This is a genomic window from Shewanella holmiensis (genome assembly GCF_025370255.1).
Taxonomy (GTDB): Bacteria; Pseudomonadota; Gammaproteobacteria; order Enterobacterales; family Shewanellaceae; genus Shewanella; species Shewanella holmiensis.
The window spans coordinates 22,610-41,304 of the sequence record NZ_JAMTCD010000018.1; the positions used below are offsets into that span (position 1 = coordinate 22,610).

General features: G+C 42.1%; 16 protein-coding genes and 1 pseudogene. 3 read left to right on the forward strand and 14 right to left on the reverse strand.

Features of this window, described 5'->3' with window-relative positions; all coding sequences use genetic code 11:
* Positions 1-330: 330 nt before the first annotated feature.
* Positions 331-1,116 (reverse strand): TetR/AcrR family transcriptional regulator, encoded by a 786-nt coding sequence (locus tag NE535_RS13440; protein ID WP_261299140.1) that lies wholly within the window; start codon positions 1,114-1,116, stop codon positions 331-333.
* 325 nt (positions 1,117-1,441) lie between these two features.
* On the opposite strand from NE535_RS13440, the pseudogene NE535_RS13445 reads away from it, so the two are divergent.
* The 3 genes and pseudogenes from NE535_RS13445 (at position 1,442) to NE535_RS13455 (ending at position 4,503) form a co-directional block, all read left to right on the forward strand.
* Positions 1,442-2,954: pseudogene (locus NE535_RS13445) on the forward strand (flavocytochrome c).
* Positions 2,955-2,965: 11 nt separating this feature from the next.
* Positions 2,966-3,334: a cytochrome c3 family protein gene (locus NE535_RS13450; protein ID WP_261299141.1), complete on the forward strand. Its 369-nt coding sequence runs from the start codon at positions 2,966-2,968 to the stop codon at positions 3,332-3,334.
* Between the two features lie 35 nt (positions 3,335-3,369).
* On the forward strand, positions 3,370-4,503 hold the full coding sequence (locus tag NE535_RS13455) for a hypothetical protein (protein ID WP_261299201.1): 1,134 nt from the start codon (positions 3,370-3,372) through the stop codon (positions 4,501-4,503).
* A gap of 464 nt (positions 4,504-4,967) precedes the next feature.
* Here the strand turns inward: NE535_RS13455 and glmS are convergent, their stop codons facing one another.
* From glmS to NE535_RS13520, 13 genes are all read right to left on the reverse strand, one after another.
* On the reverse strand, positions 4,968-6,797 hold the full coding sequence (glmS, locus tag NE535_RS13460) for a glutamine--fructose-6-phosphate transaminase (isomerizing) (RefSeq protein ID WP_261299142.1): 1,830 nt from the start codon (positions 6,795-6,797) through the stop codon (positions 4,968-4,970).
* Positions 6,798-6,831: 34 nt separating this feature from the next.
* Entirely contained in the window at positions 6,832-7,602 is a 771-nt protein-coding gene (locus NE535_RS13465) for a DeoR/GlpR family DNA-binding transcription regulator (RefSeq protein ID WP_261299143.1), read from the reverse strand.
* Between the two features lie 174 nt (positions 7,603-7,776).
* Positions 7,777-9,960, reverse strand: coding sequence for a TonB-dependent receptor (locus NE535_RS13470; protein ID WP_261299144.1), 2,184 nt, complete (start codon positions 9,958-9,960; stop codon positions 7,777-7,779).
* A 242-nt stretch (positions 9,961-10,202) separates the two neighbouring features.
* Positions 10,203-11,567 (reverse strand): bifunctional UDP-N-acetylglucosamine diphosphorylase/glucosamine-1-phosphate N-acetyltransferase GlmU, encoded by a 1,365-nt coding sequence (gene glmU, locus NE535_RS13475; protein WP_261299145.1) that lies wholly within the window; start codon positions 11,565-11,567, stop codon positions 10,203-10,205.
* Between the two features lie 153 nt (positions 11,568-11,720).
* Positions 11,721-12,149: a F0F1 ATP synthase subunit epsilon gene (locus tag NE535_RS13480; protein ID WP_261299146.1), complete on the reverse strand. Its 429-nt coding sequence runs from the start codon at positions 12,147-12,149 to the stop codon at positions 11,721-11,723.
* Positions 12,150-12,185: 36 nt separating this feature from the next.
* Positions 12,186-13,577, reverse strand: coding sequence for a F0F1 ATP synthase subunit beta (atpD, locus tag NE535_RS13485; protein ID WP_261299147.1), 1,392 nt, complete (start codon positions 13,575-13,577; stop codon positions 12,186-12,188).
* Between the two features lie 36 nt (positions 13,578-13,613).
* On the reverse strand, positions 13,614-14,474 hold the full coding sequence (gene atpG, locus NE535_RS13490; protein ID WP_261299148.1) for a F0F1 ATP synthase subunit gamma: 861 nt from the start codon (positions 14,472-14,474) through the stop codon (positions 13,614-13,616).
* 51 nt (positions 14,475-14,525) lie between these two features.
* Positions 14,526-16,067 carry a F0F1 ATP synthase subunit alpha gene (atpA, locus tag NE535_RS13495; protein ID WP_261299149.1) on the reverse strand — a complete coding sequence of 514 codons (1,542 nt, stop codon included), beginning with the start codon at positions 16,065-16,067 and terminating at the stop codon, positions 14,526-14,528.
* Positions 16,068-16,081: 14 nt separating this feature from the next.
* Complete coding sequence (gene atpH, locus NE535_RS13500; RefSeq protein ID WP_188843209.1) at positions 16,082-16,615, reverse strand: F0F1 ATP synthase subunit delta; 534 nt, start codon at positions 16,613-16,615, stop codon at positions 16,082-16,084.
* A 15-nt stretch (positions 16,616-16,630) separates the two neighbouring features.
* Positions 16,631-17,101 (reverse strand): F0F1 ATP synthase subunit B, encoded by a 471-nt coding sequence (gene atpF, locus NE535_RS13505; RefSeq protein ID WP_188843211.1) that lies wholly within the window; start codon positions 17,099-17,101, stop codon positions 16,631-16,633.
* A 27-nt stretch (positions 17,102-17,128) separates the two neighbouring features.
* A complete protein-coding gene (gene atpE, locus NE535_RS13510) occupies positions 17,129-17,383 on the reverse strand; it encodes a F0F1 ATP synthase subunit C (RefSeq protein ID WP_188843213.1) in 255 nt (84 codons plus the stop codon).
* Positions 17,384-17,420: 37 nt separating this feature from the next.
* Positions 17,421-18,242, reverse strand: coding sequence for a F0F1 ATP synthase subunit A (atpB, locus tag NE535_RS13515; protein ID WP_261299150.1), 822 nt, complete (start codon positions 18,240-18,242; stop codon positions 17,421-17,423).
* 12 nt (positions 18,243-18,254) lie between these two features.
* Positions 18,255-18,638: an ATP synthase subunit I gene (locus NE535_RS13520; RefSeq protein WP_261299151.1), complete on the reverse strand. Its 384-nt coding sequence runs from the start codon at positions 18,636-18,638 to the stop codon at positions 18,255-18,257.
* Between the last annotated feature and the right edge of the window lie 57 nt (positions 18,639-18,695).

An 18,695-nucleotide genomic window follows, 5' to 3' on the forward strand; every position in this document is an offset into this window, starting at 1 on the left:
ATTTTAGTTAGCCAAGACATTGAAGTAAAATGACAAAAATCCTATCAAGTTAGGTATTGATTAGTTTATTCGCATCATTAAAGTGCAATAATTTTTGTTCATTGCACATTGAATTAAAGCGCCTGGGCATTTTACTATTTTTATCAACAGTTCCAAGGCACAGATGATTCAGATACAGATATGACAAGCTTTATCACCTTAGAAGAATTTACCTCAAAGCTTTGCTAAATACCCGCAGTAGCTCAAGTTAATTGAAGAAGCAAAACCGCAACGTTCTAAACAATAAAATTGTTTCATCGGCTTATAATTCAAGAAAAACGGTTAAGAAAATTAACAGTTAGAACAACCAGAATAGGCACGGCTGGTCGCATTTAATGAGTCAGATAAGTCCTTACATGCACGGCAAGTAAGGTGCTTTTTGTAATTCTTTTGGAAAAATGAAATTGTCCTAGATTCAAGACTCGCAAATAACTCCTGAGTCACCGGTGTTCTCCAATTATATTGCGCCATTAATCTAGAAAGATGTCTGTAGTAAGTGGAGCTTTGATCAGATAAAAATTCTGAAGAAATAAGCCCACTTTCAAACTGAGTGATAGATCCTGTTAAATAAAAAATAATCCCCTGCACCAGCTCTTTAGCTTGCAATGGAGTTGCTTGTAAATCGCCATTTTTTATCGCTAAATTAACAGCATCAGTTAGCCATTGCCAAAACGAATTAATTCGCTGTTTAAACATCTTAACTTTACTATCACTAGCAAGTTTCCAAATCATCGCATTTACTGAAACCGATCTTAAAGTAAAAAAGCTTTTACTTCTTTTGATAGTTTCGAAAGTGAATAAGATAGGAAGTAATAATTTTTCTTGTGGCGTTAACTCAGGATTTTCATTAACAAATAAGGGCATATAATTAGAAGTAGCGCTGCGTAAAAACAAACACACTAAAACATCTTCTTTACGTTCGAAAAACTTATATAAAGTGCCTGTTGAACAACCAACATCTTTAGCAATTTGTGAAAAATTAAATGACACTATCCCTTGAGATTCAATTAGGTCTTCTGCGACATCTAAAATTTGATCACACCTAATTTGTGTTAATGTTTCAGAAGGGCATTGCATTAAGGTTACCTACATATTAAATCTAATATTTAACATTATCATCTATACCATACCTTTAGAGGTATAACTTCTTACTAATCCTTGACTAAACTCACGTGCAATAGGATTTTTTATTACAGCTTGTGATTAACATCTCGCATCTATTTTCTTTACCAACAATTAGCACACATATTAAACCCACACATATTAAACCTGAACGTCAAGAACAATGTTCTTGATCGACTTCACGAATAAAGTTGCCCTCTCAGAAAATGCGTGATGCCATTCAAATTTGGCATTATTGAATTTGTTTATCTTAATCGCATCAAAATGTGAGGAAAGATAAATGCACAATAGACGTAACTTTTTAAAATTAAGCGCAGGTGCCGCAATCGGCGGATTAACAGTAGCCATGCCAGCTATTGCACAACAGCGCCAATGTGAAGAAATTAGCTGGGATGAATCAGTTGATACTCTTATTGTTGGTTCAGGGTTTGCCGGCTTGTCGGCTGCTATTAATGTCAAAAAGCAACAACTTGGCAGTTGTACTTGTGTTAGAGAAAATGCAAGTAATTGGCGGCAACTCTGCGATTAATGGCGGTTGGCTAGCTATTCCTCAAAATCCAATTCAATTAGCGCAAGGTATTAACGATGACTCTCCAGAAGAGTTAGTTAAAGATCAAATTATCTCAGGCAGAGGCATGCAAAATGCGAATATGCTGAGAACTATCGCCAACCGCTCGTTAGACTCTTATAACTTATGTATCGAAACCGGCGTGAAATTCCGCGAGGGTTTTAACATTCAAGTTGGTGGCCACAATAAAGCTCGTGCAATAAGAACCCAGCATGGCACTGGCGCTGATATCACCACAAAATTATTCGAAGCAGGTAAAAAAGTAGGTGTGGAATACCGCTTACAACATTACATCGAAGACTTCATTATGAATGGTCAAGAGATCATTGGGGTGAAGGTAAGAAAGAACTATCGTTTTCCCGATCTTAAAACGGGTAAAACAATCTACATCAAGGCTAACAAAGCCGTTATTCTTGCGCACGGTGGTTTTGCACAGAATATGGCATTACGCCAAGTTGTCGACCCATCACTTGATCCTACATTAGATTGCACCAATGCCCACGGTGCAACAGGTGAAGTCACCTTAACCGCAATGGCTAATGGCGCGCTACCTGTTCACATGAACTTAATCCAAACTGGTCATTGGGGCTCACCTGATGAAGGCGGTTTTGGTTGGTCTAATGCCCTGCTATCAATCGGCTGGCATCAAGGTGCTGCGATCAGTGTGTTAAACGGTAAACGCTTTATGGATGAGCGTGCAGATCGAAAGACCTGCTCTGAAGCGATTATGAAAAATCGTTACGAAGACAACAGCCCAGCTTATCCAATCGTGTTGTTCAACTACGAAAACTACAAAGACGATGACCGTGTTGTTCGTTCATTACGCGACAAAATGGCATGGAAACTGGACACTCTTGACGATGTGGCTAAACAATTCAACATTCCTGTTGCGGAGCTAAAACAAACAATAAAGCAATATAACCAGCATGTTATAGAAAGAAAAGATCCATTATTCAACCGCAAAATGGACACTGCAGAAGTATTAACAGGACCATTTGTTGTTTCACGTATTTGGCCAAAAGTGCATTACTGCATGGGCGGATTAAAAACTGATTTAGGTGGTCGAGTGATCGATGGTCGTTCAATGAAACCAATCAAAAAAATGTATGCCATCGGTGAGTCAACTGGCGGCATTCATGGTGAAGCCCGCTTAAGCTCGACTTCATGTCTTGAGTGCTTAGCAATGGGCATTATCGTTTCTGAAACCATTAAATCCGATTTGTAGGCTGAACCTCCATGAAAAATTTATTATTAACCGCTTTTTTATCTCTTGCGTTTTTAGCTACAGCTAATGCCGGTGAGCTGTTTACCGCAAAAGGAAAAACACAAGGCAGAGTCAATCACGAAATGCTGTACCAAGATGGCTGTAACACCTGTCATCAAGGTTCACCAAAAGCAAATACCACAGATGCTGCCTGTGTGGAATGTCATGGTACTGTCGAAACCATTGAAATTGATGAGTCAATTTTAGCGGTCCCAGAAGCACACCCACATAAGTCTTTGCATTATAACCAAGGCGCAAGCTGTTTAGCCTGTCATAGTGAGCATAAAAAGAAAGCTCCGATTTGTGCTGACTGTCACCGTACTTGGTTCCACGAAATGTAACACCACAATAAAAAACAATGATTTTATAGGGAATGATAATGAAAAAAACCGCCAAGTTTATGTTGTCGATGGTGGCTACAGCTGTTGCAATGTCTTCATTGCCAGTAATGGCTGAAGAGCAAAAAGATGGAATTAGCATCGGTGGCGCTGTACGCGTCAACTATGCCTACAGACACTATGATGAGTCACACAAAGATAAATTAGGTGATCTTGATTTTGATATGGCTGCCATTAAGTTTAATGGTAAAAAAGGTGACTGGGGGTTAGCTGCTGAATACCGCTTTACTGCTGGCAGTAATTACATCAAATCAGGTTATGGTTACTATGATATTGATCCAAATTGGCAACTTCAATTTGGTATCAATAAAGTGCCTTTTGGTAACCCTGAGTTTATCTCTAACAGTTGGTGGTTTGGTTTACCTTACTACTTAGGTTTTGAAGATAATCACGATGTGGGTATTAAAGCCTCTTACGACAATAACGGCTGGAATACTGATATCGCGTTCTACAAAAAACCCGTTTACAGTGCAACTGAAAACAAACGTTATTCTGCTTCATTATTTAGTGGCGAAATCAATGGCACTGAATATCATAACGAAGAAACCAATGGGGTTAACTTTAGACAAACCTATACTTCTGAATATGAAGGCGGTTCAACTACATTTGGTGGCTCTGTTCAATACGGTCAAATCTATAACAGTGAAACAGGCAACATGGGTGACCGTTATGCTGTTGCTCTGCATTTAGATTCGACCTATAAAGGCTGGAATTTGCAACTGCAAGCCATGCAATACGAATATGATGCGGCAGATTCTGCTGACGACAATAAAATCGGTATTGCGGTGGTCAGCTGGCAATATGAAATAGCTTCAAAAGGCCAAGCCTATAGCGCGAACATCGCTAAAACCTTTGCCACTGATTTCGGTAGCGTAAAATGTTATAACGACTTCGGCTTAATGACCCCAGATGTTGCTGATGATAGCTATGACAACAGCATGCAAAACGTCACAGGTTGTGCGATTTCTGCTGGTGCAACTTACACCATGGTTGATTTTATTTTGGGTAAAAACATGACGTTTTCTACCGCTAATAATGACCATGTAGGTTTACCTGAAATCGGTGATGATTGGGACAAACGCATTAACATTAACTTTGGTTACTATTTCTAATTAAGTTATAGTCCAATCCATTAATAAACGGTTAATGTAATAGCCTATCAAGCAGGCCGAAACTTTTGACTTCTTAGTTTCTGCCTGTTCCCCCTTTTAAGTAAGCACTTAATAAACCTTTGAAGCCTCATCAATTTCAAAACTCCATCGTATAAAATCCAACATATCATCAGTTGATGCTAGCATTCGTAGCACCGTAAACAAGTACCTGAAGCAATAATATGAGTTGATGTCATTAGCACTCCCCTTCATGACAAAGCTGTACATTGGAGCTACCTACAAAGTGCTGAACATCCAATTTTTCCACATTGTAGTATCTGTTACAAATTATCATGTAAAAAAGCGGCCACTCAATGAGTCAGCCGCTTTAATTTAGTTGTCTTATATTACACAATCAAAAGCTTGTTTGTTTGATAAACTCTATATCACCACCTGCACAAACAAAACCAAAACAAATCAACAACTTACTCAACTGTAACTGATTTTGCCAAGTTACGTGGTTGATCAACATCGGTGCCTTTAATCAAGGCTACGTGATAAGACAATAACTGCAATGGAATGGTGTAAATAAGCGGTGCCATAAACTCATCACAATGTGGTATTGGAATAACCTTCATAGTGTCATCAGACTCAAACTCGGCATCTTTATCGGCAAACACATACATTAACCCACCACGGGCACGCACTTCTTCTACGTTTGATTTAAGCTTTTCAAGCAGTTCGTTGTTTGGTGCAACAACAATAACCGGCATGTCAGCATCAATAAGTGCTAATGGGCCGTGCTTTAATTCACCTGAAGCATAGGCTTCTGCATGAATGTATGAAATTTCTTTCAGCTTTAGCGCGCCTTCCATTGCGATTGGGTATTGATCACCACGGCCTAAAAATAATGCATGGTGCTTGTCGGCAAAGTCTTCGGCTAGTTCAGCAATAGCATCATCTAAACCAAGGGCTTGTTCAACTTTAGCTGGCATAGATTGTAGGCTTTGAGTAATCGCCGCTTCCATTTCGTCGCTCATGCCGTTGTGACGACCAATTGCTGTGGTTAGCATTAATAAACCAGCCAATTGCACAGTAAAGGCTTTGGTTGAGGCGACGCCAATTTCAGCGCCCGCTTTCATCATGTACGCCATGTCAGATTCACGTACTAATGATGAACCCGCTGAGTTACAAATGGTTAAGGTGGCTTTGTAGCCCATGTCTTTGGCTAAACGCAGTGCCGCTAGGGTGTCTGCGGTTTCACCTGATTGTGAAATCGTCACCAATAAGCTGTTAGGGAATAAGTGCGATTTGCGATAGCGGAACTCAGAGGCTATTTCAACATTACACGATACGCCAGCCCAGTCTTCTAACCAGTAGCGCGCCGCCATACCCGCATGGTAACTGGTACCACAGGCAATAATTTGAACGTGCTTAATATCTTTTAAAAACTCTGCGGCGTTTTCACCAAAGGCAGAATCTAATACTTTACCACCCGCAATACGGCCTTCTAAAGTATGGGCGATGGCAGTTGGCTGTTCGTAGATTTCTTTAAGCATGTAGTGACGGTATTCACCTTTATCACCGGCATCGTGGGTGACTTCTGATTCTTTCACTTCACGCTTAACTGGGTTGCCGTTAACATCAAAAATATTAACTTCACGGCGGGTAACTTCTGCGACATCACCTTCTTCTAAAAATGCGAATGAACGAGTAACAGGTAATAACGCCAGTTGATCAGATGCAACAAAGTTTTCGCCTAAACCAAAACCAATCACCAATGGGCTTCCGCTACGGGCAACAACCATACGCTCGCTGTCGCGACGATCGATAACCACTGTGCCGTAAGCACCTTCAAGTTGTTTAACTGTGGCTTGCACTGCGGCTAATAAATTATCAGCGGTTTTTAATTGATGGTGCACTAAGTGGCAAATCACCTCGGTATCTGTGTCTGATGCGAACACATAGCCTAAGCCTTTTAGTTTTTCACGTAGCTTGCTGTGGTTTTCAATTATACCGTTATGTACCACGGCGATATCACCTTCAGACACATGCGGGTGAGCATTACGCTCGCTTGGTTCACCGTGAGTTGCCCAACGGGTGTGCGCAATACCCGTGCCACCAGCTAATGGTGTTTCATCTAATGCAGATGACAACTCTTGCACTTTACCTAAGCGACGTGTGCGACTTAGCATACCATTATGAATAACGGCTACACCTGCGCTGTCGTAACCGCGATATTCTAGGCGGCGTAAACCTTCAACTAAAATTTCTGCTACATCTCTTTGCGCTACTGCGCCAACGATTCCACACATGATTTTTTACCTATTAAATGGTTTTAAATTGAATTTATGCAACGTAAGGCGCAAGTAACACTTTTACGCCCTGGTCGGTAATGGTTTGTAATGCCTCGGCTGAGATATGGTCATCGGTGACCAATACATTGATCTCGCTCCAAGGCAGTTCTAAATTTGGGATTCGGCGACCGATTTTTGATGACTCAAGGAGGACAATAACTTCGCGCGACATTTCGGCCATGACCTTACTCAGTCCAGTTAGCTCATTGAATGTGGTGGTGCCACGCTCTAAATCTAATCCGTCTGCACCTATAAATAGCTGGTCAAAGTTATATGAACGCAATACTTGCTCGGCAACCTGGCCCTGGAAAGACTCTGAATGCGGGTCCCACGTGCCACCGGTCATCAATAATGTCGGTTCGTTCTCAAGTTCATGAATCGCATTGGCTAGCTGTAATGAGTTAGTCATCACCACTAAACCTCGTAGACCATTAAGTTGCTGCACTATACCTGTGGTTGTACTGCCACTGTCGATAATGATGCGGTTATGATCTTTAATCAGCGCTGCTGCGGTTTTGGCAATGGCTAATTTATTAGGGGCGATTTTGGCGCTAAATTGCTGAGTAACTTCATCAGGAACGGCTATAGCGCCACCGTAACGGCGTAATAATAGGCCTGTTTTTTCTAGGGTGGCCAGATCCTTTCGAATAGTCACTTCAGACGTTTCAAAACGTAACGACAATTCTTCAACACTGACTTCACCTTGCTGGTTTAGCAGGTTAATAATGCTGTGACGACGTTGTTGAGTATTACGTTTGTTCATATTGACGCTTATCTTTCACTTAAGTTACGAAACGAAAGATATTTTAGCAGCAAATGAAACATTTTCTAGTACTATTGAAAGATAAATAACAAAAAAGCAGCGGTAATCGCTGCTTTTTTTATCTATAACATCGACTATAGGCCAACCTCTAGAGTCGGTTGTCGAATGCAAGGGTTAAAACTTGGCTTCTAGCGCCAAATTCACATTACGCCCCTGACCCACGGTAACATCGGTTGTACCACCACCGCCAAGGTATTCTTTATCGAATAGGTTTCTGATGTTCATTCGTAAACTCACATCGCTCCCCATTACCGGCATAGTGTAAGCCGCACCTAAATCAACTGTAATATAATCATCTTTAGTGATGGTGTTTTGACTGTCGGCATAACGCTCGCCCACGTAGGTTGCGCCAAAGTTAAGGGCAAAGCTTTCTGTCATTTCATAACGTGTCCAAAGGTTTGCTGATAACTCAGGTGCATCTATCGGGGTCTTACCATTCAAGCTGTCAGAGGCTGGGCGTGAATATTCAGCATTTAAATACATCATTGACCCAGTGACAAACCACTTATCGGCAACTTGACCTTGAGCACCAATTTCAGCCCCTTTATGGCGCTGTTCGCCTTCTTGGGTAGTGATATAAGTTTTGCCATTAACGGGGGTTACTAATGTTTGTTGTACCGTAACATTAGATACCGTGATATCAAAAATAGCACCCGTTAACAGTAAACTGCCATCGTATAATTCCCATTTTGTCCCTAACTCATATTGGGTGCCGTATTCTGGTTCAAGATCCATCTTGTTATTGACGTCATCTTCATTATTAACCATCCCTTGTGGGCTAAAGCTTTGTGAATAATTAGCGTAAATACTGCCGTTTTTTGTTGGCGAGTAGATCACGCCAAACTTAGGTGAAACCGCATAGCTATTGTTACCCTCACCATCTTTTTTCTGTTCATCATAGCGAGTACCCACTAACGCCTGCCATGAATCATTAAAGCTAATTAAGTCTTGTAGATAAAAGCCGTAATGCTTGTAATCAGATTCATACTTAGTAGTATCACGGTGATAATCTAACCCCGGATTAACGACAGGTACACCAGGCATAACATGCTGATTTTTAGGGCCTGAATCTTTTAACTGGCCATAGTAGTACTTCAATAAATTGCCGCCTAATAGCAATTGATGATCAATACCTGCAGTATTAAATTGGCTGGTAAAATCCATATAGGCCGTTTCATGTTGCCAGTCATCATAGCGATCAAATGGACTGATAAAGTAACCTTGGGTTAATGGATCTTCATAGCACACATTTTGTTTGTTGCTGTCTTTACCACACAAGTTAGGTGAGGTATCTAAACGCTGACGGTTAAATTGCTGGTGGTTATAGCCAGTTTTGACCTGCATATTATCGTTAATATGGTAAGTTAAATCGCCACCTTTATTAGTGATCGTATTGTCAGTAAATGCCCATGGCATATCCCATATTAAATCTCGGCCTCCTACCAGTTCACCCGCACTATTTAACCAACCACCACGGTCGATGCCTGTTTTATCTTGGGTATGGTCGTATTTGAGTGACAACAATAAATCGTCAGTAATATCGTATTCAAGGTTAATAAAGCCTAACCAGCGGTCGCGTTCTTGATTATTTTCATCAATGCCCATAGTGTTGGCATAGGTTCGCCAGTATTGTGAATCCTGTTTAACCAACACAGCACGGTAACGCAGAGTTTGTGCATCATTGATACTGCCACCCGCGTCAGCTTGAAATCGTGTAGAGCCTTGATCATCGGTATCAAAACCTAGCTCAAATTGAGTATCGTATGTTGGCTTTTTGGTCACCATATTAATCAAACCACCGGGGCCTGATTGACCATACAACATACTAGATGGGCCTTTTAACACTTCAACCTGTTGTAATGTTTCTATAGGCTGAACATAGTGAGACCACTGCTGGTGGCCATTGATAAGATAACTCGACCCAGAGTCAAGCTCAAACCCACGTAAACTAAAGACCTGGCGGTTCCATTTTTCACTGCCGGCAGTCACACTTGAATCATTGACCAATACTTCAGATAAATTTTTAGCAAGTTGTTCATCGGTAACAAAGTCAGGAATAATTGCCACTGACTGGGGGGTATCCATTAAATCAATGTTACCGCGCATCGCACCAGAGGCTGTACCGACTTTATAATGATTAAACTGTCTGCCGGTGACTTCTATTCGCTCAATACTTTTATGTGTAGCGGCGGCTTGATCTGGTGTGACTTGTAATGACGTAGATGTTTCAGCTTGCACTGAATACGATAATAATCCTGTTGTTACAGCGATAGCTACTGCCGAAAGTTTAGTTAACATTCATACCTCTATTAAGATGTTATACCGATTTAATGTGGCCATCTTAAATGAGAATGATTATTATTAAATAAAATTTACAGTATATTTACTCTATTTTGAGATGTTTTAATTGCCTAAAAAAAGCGATAAATGATGACATTTATCGCTTAGTGTCGAGTGTATCGCAGGCCTACTACCAGTGAGTCTAACGCAGATAACGTTGACAATAGCCGCTGAACAGAGATAAGTTAACTAGCCTTTGGCTACTTAGGCTGTTTAACTGGACGTTGCCAGCCAGCGATATGACGCTGTTTTACACGCGTGATAACTAACTCACCTTCGCCAACATCTTTAGCAATGGTTGAGCCTGCACCTAAAGTGGCATTTTTACCTATGGTAACCGGAGCGATTAACTGGGTATCACTTCCAACAAATACACCATCTTCGATAACAGTTAAAAACTTGTTCGCGCCATCATAATTACAAGTGATGGTACCGGCACCAATATTCACGCCCGCACCTATTTGCGCATCGCCTAAATAGGCTAAGTGGCCAGCTTTTGAACCAACGCCCAATACGGCTTTTTTCATTTCAACAAAATTACCGATATGCGCATCTTCTTTCAATTCAGCACCTGTACGTAAACGGGCAAATGGCCCCGCACTGGCAGATTTACCTAATTTAGCGCCTTCGATAATAGAATAAGGTTTAATTTCAGCGTTATCAGCAATCTCACAATCGATGAGAATAGCACCAGCACCAATAGTGACATTATTACCTAGGGTGACTTTACCCTGAATAATCACGTTAACGTCGATCATCACATCCATACCTACGCTTACGTCACCGCGAATATCTATTCTTGCTGGGTCGCGTAAGTTGGCGCCTTCTAGCATAAGCTTTTCAGCTGCGCGGGCTTGATAAGCACGCTCAAGTTGAGCGAGTTGCACGCGGTTATTAGCACCTTCCACCTCTATTGCTGACTGAGGTTGCGCGGTATTAATTTCAACACCATCGGCATGGGCCATAGCAATAATGTCGGTAAGATAATATTCGCCCTGGGCATTATTGTTTGATAAACGGTTAAGCCAAGCTTTTAGTTGCTTGCCAGGCACAGCCATTATGCCGGTGTTAACTTCTTTAATATTAAGCTGTTCTGGGTTGGCATCTTTTTGTTCAACAATACCAACCACTTTTCCTGCTTCACGCACAATGCGGCCATAACCTGTTGGGTTTGGTAAATTAACAGTAAGAATAGCTAAACCATTATCAGGACGTGCTTTTAATAATTCTTCTAAGGTACTTTGCTGAATAAGTGGCACATCACCATAAAGGATCAACACCGTATCATCATCACCAATATTGGGGTTCGCTTGTGCTACAGCGTGGCCTGTACCAAGCTGTTCGGCTTGTAATACCCAGTTTAAAGGTTGTTCACCCAGTGCGGCTTGTAGTTTATCGGCTCCGTAGCCATAAACCAATTGAATAGCCTGTGAGCCTAAAGAATTTGCCGTATCGATGACATGTTGCACCATACTTTTATGGGCGATTGGGTGTAACACTTTAGGAAGATCTGAGCGCATACGCGTTCCTTTGCCTGCAGCTAAGATCACAACATTTAACGACATGATTGATTCCTTCAAAATACCTAAAAGTAAAATTGGGGCTATTTTAGCTGAATCGCGCCATAAAGGGAAAACGGATCATTAATCAGGACTAATTCGGCGCAATAAAAAAGGCGACTCATAAATGAGTCGCCTTTTATTCAGCAAATAATCAACTTATCTGGTGATGTTTTTCTTGATGGTTTCAACAACTTTCAATTGCGCTATCGATTTAGCCAATTCAATGGTTGCCGCTTCATAATCGAAGTCTACACCTGCATTAGCAATTTTCTCTTCTGCATGGCGTTTAGCTTCTAAAGCTGCTTGTTCATCAATATCATCGGCACGCAATCCAACATCAGCAAGAACAGAAATTGAAGTAGGTTGAACTTCCAGGATTCCACCTGAAAGATACAATACTTCTTCACTGCCATCTTGCTTGACCATGCGCGCCATGCCAGGTTTGATTTTTGTTAGCAAAGGAGCATGATTAGGCATAATACCTAATTCACCTTCAGCGCCAGATACTTCAAAAAAAGTAACTTCGCCGTGGTACAAGCTTTTCTCTGCACTAACAATATCAAGTTTGACTGTCATGCCTGCCATTGAGCTCTCCTTAAAGAACTAAGCTTTACGGCCTAGTTATTTCTTTTTGTTAGCTTTTTCGACGGCTTCGTCTACTGAACCAACCATGTAGAACGCTTGCTCAGGGATGTGATCGAACTCACCTTCCAAGATACCCTTAAAGCCACGGATGGTGTCTTTAAGAGAAACGTACTTACCAGGAGAACCAGTAAAGACTTCTGCTACGAAGAAAGGTTGAGATAAGAAACGCTCAATCTTACGTGCGCGGAATACGACTGTTTTATCATCATCTGATAATTCATCCATACCCAAAATAGCAATAATGTCTTTCAGCTCTTTGTAACGCTGTAATACAGTTTGTACACCGCTAGCAACGTCATAGTGCTCTTGACCAACAACTTGTGGATCTAACTGACGAGAAGTCGAATCCAATGGGTCAACCGCAGGGTAAATACCTAGCGATGCAATATTACGTGATAGTACAACAGTCGCATCTAAGTGAGCGAAGGTTGTAGCTGGTGACGGATCGGTTAAGTCATCCGCTGGTACATATACTGCTTGTACAGAAGTAATCGAACCAGACTTAGTTGAAGTGATACGTTCTTGAAGAACACCCATCTCTTCAGCTAGTGTTGGCTGATAACCTACCGCAGAAGGCATACGACCTAATAGTGCAGATACTTCAGTACCCGCTAAGGTATAACGGTAGATGTTGTCAACGAACAACAGTACGTCACGACCTTCGTCACGGAACTTCTCAGCGATACTCAGACCGGTTAACGCTACGCGCAAACGGTTACCTGGAGGCTCGTTCATCTGACCGTAAACCATGGCTACTTTATCAAGTACGCCTGAATCTTCCATCTCGTAGTAGAAGTCGTTACCCTCACGAGTACGCTCACCTACACCAGCGAATACAGAAAGACCCGAGTGAGCTTTAGCGATGTTGTTAATCAGTTCCATCATGTTAACTGTTTTACCAACACCCGCACCACCGAACAAACCAACTTTACCACCCTTAGCGAATGGACATACAAGGTCGATAACCTTAATACCCGTCTCTAAAAGCTCAGTTGTGTTTGATTGATCTTCGTATGAAGGAGCTGCACGGTGAATTTCATAACGCTCTTCTTCACCGATTGGACCCGCTTCATCAATTGGCTCACCTAATACGTTCATGATACGGCCAAGGGTTGCAACCCCAACCGGAACAGAAATTGGTGAACCTGAGTTTGCTACCTCTAGACCACGACGCAGACCATCAGAAGAACCCATAGCGATGGTACGAACAACACCACCACCTAGCTGCTGCTGAACTTCCAGCACCAAACCATTACAGGTACCTTCACCTGTGATCTTCAGAGCGTCATATACCTTGGGTACAGAATCTTGTGGAAACTCTACGTCCACAACCGCGCCAATTACTTGGACAACAGTACCTGTGCTCATGATTAATCCTCTAAACTTGAATTCGTTACCTAAAACCTAAACCGCTGCAGCGCCAGATACAATTTCCGACAGTTCTTGCGTAATCGCAGCCTGACGGGCCTTGTTATAAACTAACTGCAAATCGTCAATAAGTTCGCCTGCGTTGTCTGTAGCCGCTTTCATTGCCACCATACGGGCAGCTTGTTCTGAAGCGATATTTTCAACAACACCTTGATATACTTGTGATTCAATATAACGAGTTAATAGTGTTTCCAAAATTTCTTTTGGATCCGGCTCGTAGATATAATCCCAAGGATATTTAGCTACTTCTTCTTCCGATTTAGGCAAAGGTAGCAGTTGCTCGATCACAGGAGTCTGAGTCATTGTGTTAACAAATTTGTTGAACACAATAAACAGACGATCCAGTTTGCCTTCGTTGTAAGCTTTTAACATGACACGTACTGTGCCAATCAAATCAGCAAGTTTTGGCGCATCGCCTAAACCTGATGTATGGGCAGATATTTCACCGCCAAAGCTTTTGAAAAACTGTACTGAGCGAGAGCCAATTGGGCAAAACTCAATTTGCGCACCCTGCTTTTTCCATTCTTTCAGGTCTGTAACTACCTTTTTGAAAAGGTTAACGTTCAAACCACCACAAAGGCCACGGTCAGTTGACACAACAATGTAACCAACCCGCTTGGCATCTCGAACTTCTAACATTGGATGTTTGAATTCAAGCGTACCTTGCGCGACGTGACCGATCACCTTACGCATATTTTCTGCATATGGACGACTTGCTGCCATGCGGTCTTGCGCTTTACGCATTTTGCTAGCTGCAACCATTTCCATAGCTGAAGTGATCTTCTGAGTGTTTTTAACACTCGCGATCTTGGTTTTAATCTCTTTAGCGCCGGCCATCTCTACTCTCCAATCTGGGACCTGAGGTGCCCATGGGCACCCCGTTCATTGTTACCAGGTTTGGGTTTCAATGAACTTGTCCATGCCTGCCTTCAACTCACCTTCGATATCAGCGTTATAATCGCCAGTAGCGTTGATGGTGTTCATTAGGTCAGCATGTTGACTGTTCATGTATGAAAGCAGAGCGGCTTCAAAGCGACCGACTTCATTTAAAGCAACACCTTTCAAGTAGCCTTTTTCTGCAGAGAAAATAGATACTGATTGGTCAGCAACGCTCATTGGAGCATATTGCTTTTGCTTCATTAATTCGGTTACACGCTCACCATGCTCAAGCTGAGCACGTGTTGCATCATCTAAATCAGATGCGAACTGTGAGAACGCTGCAAGCTCTCGATACTGTGCAAGTGCGGTACGGATACCACCAGACAGTTTCTTGATGATCTTAGTCTGCGCTGCACCACCAACACGAGAAACAGAAATACCTGGGTTAACCGCTGGACGTAAGCCCGAGTTAAATAGGTCAGTTTCAAGGAAGATCTGACCATCGGTAATCGAAATTACGTTAGTCGGTACGAACGCTGATACGTCACCAGCTTGGGTTTCAATAATAGGTAAAGCGGTTAAAGAACCGGTTTTGCCTGTTACTGCACCTTTAGTGAACTTTTCTACGTAGTTCTCGTTTACGCGTGAAGCACGCTCTAATAAACGAGAGTGTAGATAAAATACGTCACCTGGGTATGCTTCACGTCCTGGTGGACGCTTCAATAGCAATGAAATTTGACGGTAAGCAACTGCTTGCTTAGACAAATCATCATATACGATTAAAGAATCTTCACCGCGGTCACGGAAGTATTCACCCATAGAACAACCAGAATATGGCGCTAAGAATTGTAATGCTGCAGCTTCAGAAGCTGATGCTACTACAACGATAGTGTTAGCTAATGCACCATGTTCTTCTAGCTTGCGTACAACGTTAGCAATGGTAGAAGCTTTTTGGCCTACCGCTACGTATACACATTTAATGCCAGAATCTTTCTGGTTAATAATGGCATCGATTGCCAAAGCTGTTTTACCAGTTTGACGGTCACCGATGACCAATTCACGTTGTCCACGACCAATAGGGATCATAGAGTCAACGGCTTTATAACCGGTTTGAACTGGTTGTGATACTGACTTACGTTCAATAACACCAGGAGCAATTACTTCAACAGGAGAGAAACCATCATTTTCGATAGGTCCTTTTCCGTCAATAGGCTCACCTAGAGTGTTAACAACGCGGCCAAGTAGACCACGACCGACTGGTACTTCAAGAATACGACCAGTTGTTCTTACTTTTGCGCCTTCTGCTAAATTAGCATAAGGGCCCATTACTACGGCACCGACAGAATCACGTTCTAAGTTCAACGCGATTGCAAAACGGCCACCAGGCAGTTCGATCATTTCACCTTGCATTACATCGGCTAGGCCGTTAATGCGAATGATGCCGTCACTTACTGCAACGATAGTACCTTCGTTGCGAGCTTCACTAACGACGTCGAACTGCTCGATCCGCTGCTTAATCAGATCGCTGATTTCAGTGGAATTCAGTTGCATGCTCAAACTCCCAATTACGACTGCAGCTTGTCAGACAAACGCGATAACTTACCGCTTACCGAGCCATCAATGACTAGGTCGCCTGATTTAATTATCACACCGCCAATTAGCGATGGATCAATGCTGCAATTCAGCTTAACTTTGCGTGCGAGACGTTTCTCTAAAGAAACACTAATTTGCTGTTGTTGCTCTGCGCTTAGCTCAGTAGCAGAAACCACATCAGCTTCTACTTCTTTGGCCCACTCATTGCGGTATTCAGCAAAAAGTAGAGACACTGTAGGCAGTATCCCTAAACGACCGTTTTCAGCCATTACCTTTATCAGGTTTTGACCTTGCTCGTTGACTTGCTCACCACATACTTTGATAAATAGTGAAGCAAGTTCTGCACTCGCTAGAGTGCCATTCAGCAATGGTTTCATTGATTCATTTTCAGTAACCAATGACGCGAAAGTTAGCATTTCTGTCCAACTTTCTACTGCTTTATGTTCAACTGCAAAATCAAAAGCTGCCTTTGCGTAAGGGCGAGCGATGGTGCTTAATTCAGCCATTACTCAACTCCCTTATCAAATTTCAGCAACAAGTTTATTAACTATGTCACTGTGGGCGGCTGGGTCAATCGAACGCTCAAGAATCTTCTCTGCGCCAATGATGGCTAGAGCAGCAACTTGCTTACGCAAGTCATCTTTTACGCGATTACGTTCGTTCTCAATTTCTGCTTTACCCTGAGCGACAATTTTAGCCCGCTCAGCATCTGCTTCAGCTTTTGCTTCTTCAACGATTTGAGCTTTGCGCTTGTTAGCTTGCTCAATAATTTCGTTAGCAGTTGCTTTAGCGTCTTTAAGTTGCTCAGTGGCTTTCGCTTGAGCTAACTCTAGATCTTTTGCAGCACGGCCGGCATCAGCCAGACCATCAGCAATCTTCTTTTGGCGCTCTTCGATTGCATTCATCAACGGCGGCCATACAAACTTCATGCAGAACCACACAAAGAGCGCAAAAGATATTGCTTGGCCTAGCAGGGTAGCGTTAATACTCATAACGTCAACTCCTTACAGGGTGCTAGATTAGCCAAGTTGAGCTAAGAATGGGTTCGCGAATACGAAGAATAATGCAACACCAACTGCAATCATAGAGATCGCATCTAGTAGACCCGCTACGATGAACATCTTAGTTTGTAACGCTGGCGCTAGCTCAGGTTGACGTGCAGAAGCTTCTAAGAACTTACCACCTAAGATTGCGAAGCCGATAGCAGTACCTAATGCAGCTAGGCCAATCATGATAGCAACAGCGATTGCCGTAAAACCAATTACAGTTTCCATTTTATCTCCGATAAATATCTAATTATCAATTTCTAAATTAATGTTCTTCATGAGCCATGCTTAAATAAACAATCGTCAGCATCATGAAAATAAAGGCCTGCAGCACAATGACCAAAATATGGAATATCGCCCAAGGCACTGAAAGTGCGAACTGAGCCCACCAAGGCATAAGTGCAATCAGAATAAAAATCAACTCACCTGCATACAGGTTACCAAACAGACGAAGCGCCAATGAAATAGGCTTCGCAACCAAGGTAACTGTTTCCAATACTAAATTGACTGGAATCAATAACCAATGATTGAAAGGTTGTAATGTCAGTTCCTTAGTGAAACCGCCAATACCCTTAACCTTGATACTGTAAAAAACAATTAACACAAACACACTTAAGGACAAACCTAAAGTGACGTTTAAATCAGTTGTCGGAACAATTTTAAGGTAAGGAACACCTAATAATCTGTTTGCGGCTTCAGGTATAAAGTCAATAGGGACTAGGTCCATTAAGTTCATCAGGAAAATCCAGACGAAAATAGTTAAACCTAATGGTGCGATAACTGCATTACGACCATTGAATGAGTCTTTTGCAATTTTATCAACACCTTCCACACACATTTCAACAAAACATTGAAATTTGCCTGGTACACCCGTGGTTGCTTTTTTTCCTGCTTTGCGGAATAACCACAAAAACAAAACCCCAAGGCCTACTGAAAACAAAAGTGAGTCAATGTGCCAAGTCCAAAACCCGGCATCTTGACATGCATAGTTAAAAGCAACTCCGCCATCGGCAGAACACATTTTCGCATTAGTCAGGTGATGCTGGATATACCCGGAAGCAGTTAGTGCTTCACCAGTTGTCGCCATGATTAATCTCACTTAATTTTGCTTGAAGTATAAAGGGACTGCCCAAGGTACTAGTATTCCTAATGCGTAGGTTGCAAATAACGGTGCGAACACCATATCTAATAAACCAAAAGCAATAGCAAACAATACAATGGTAAGCAGCAACTTTACCGCTTCCCCCAGAAAAAACGACTGAACGACTTTTCCTGATGCACTTGCCCCTGCATGGGAAAAGGCTAGGGTTGCGAATACAAAATTAGGCAATACAGCAATAACACCTCCTGCAAAAGCAGAAAGTCCATACTGAAAGCCCCACAGAGCGAAAAGTAAAATTGAAGTTACCCCAACTATCGCCGCCTGAATTACCACTAGTTTATAAGCTGATGATCGGCCACGACGCGCTAAAACATTACTCAATTTTCTCTCTCCGCATTCGTGCTTTTTGCGCGCATAAGTCTAGTTTAACTTTATTAA

What these genes read in the sequence shown, in the direction of transcription:
- NE535_RS13440 (WP_261299140.1), bottom strand. Translation starts at nt 1,116, where the DNA reads ATGCAATGCCCTTCTGAAACATTAACACAAATTAGGTGTGATCAAATT.
- NE535_RS13450 (WP_261299141.1), top strand. Translation starts at nt 2,966, where the DNA reads ATGAAAAATTTATTATTAACCGCTTTTTTATCTCTTGCGTTTTTAGCT.
- glmS (WP_261299142.1), bottom strand. Translation starts at nt 6,797, where the DNA reads ATGTGTGGAATCGTTGGCGCAGTAGCGCAAAGAGATGTAGCAGAAATT.
- NE535_RS13465 (WP_261299143.1), bottom strand. Translation starts at nt 7,602, where the DNA reads ATGAACAAACGTAATACTCAACAACGTCGTCACAGCATTATTAACCTG.
- NE535_RS13470 (WP_261299144.1), bottom strand. Translation starts at nt 9,960, where the DNA reads ATGTTAACTAAACTTTCGGCAGTAGCTATCGCTGTAACAACAGGATTA.
- glmU (WP_261299145.1), bottom strand. Translation starts at nt 11,567, where the DNA reads ATGTCGTTAAATGTTGTGATCTTAGCTGCAGGCAAAGGAACGCGTATG.
- NE535_RS13480 (WP_261299146.1), bottom strand. Translation starts at nt 12,149, where the DNA reads ATGGCAGGCATGACAGTCAAACTTGATATTGTTAGTGCAGAGAAAAGC.
- atpD (WP_261299147.1), bottom strand. Translation starts at nt 13,577, where the DNA reads ATGAGCACAGGTACTGTTGTCCAAGTAATTGGCGCGGTTGTGGACGTA.
- atpG (WP_261299148.1), bottom strand. Translation starts at nt 14,474, where the DNA reads ATGGCCGGCGCTAAAGAGATTAAAACCAAGATCGCGAGTGTTAAAAAC.
- atpA (WP_261299149.1), bottom strand. Translation starts at nt 16,067, where the DNA reads ATGCAACTGAATTCCACTGAAATCAGCGATCTGATTAAGCAGCGGATC.
- atpH (WP_188843209.1), bottom strand. Translation starts at nt 16,615, where the DNA reads ATGGCTGAATTAAGCACCATCGCTCGCCCTTACGCAAAGGCAGCTTTT.
- atpF (WP_188843211.1), bottom strand. Translation starts at nt 17,101, where the DNA reads ATGAGTATTAACGCTACCCTGCTAGGCCAAGCAATATCTTTTGCGCTC.
- atpE (WP_188843213.1), bottom strand. Translation starts at nt 17,383, where the DNA reads ATGGAAACTGTAATTGGTTTTACGGCAATCGCTGTTGCTATCATGATT.
- atpB (WP_261299150.1), bottom strand. Translation starts at nt 18,242, where the DNA reads ATGGCGACAACTGGTGAAGCACTAACTGCTTCCGGGTATATCCAGCAT.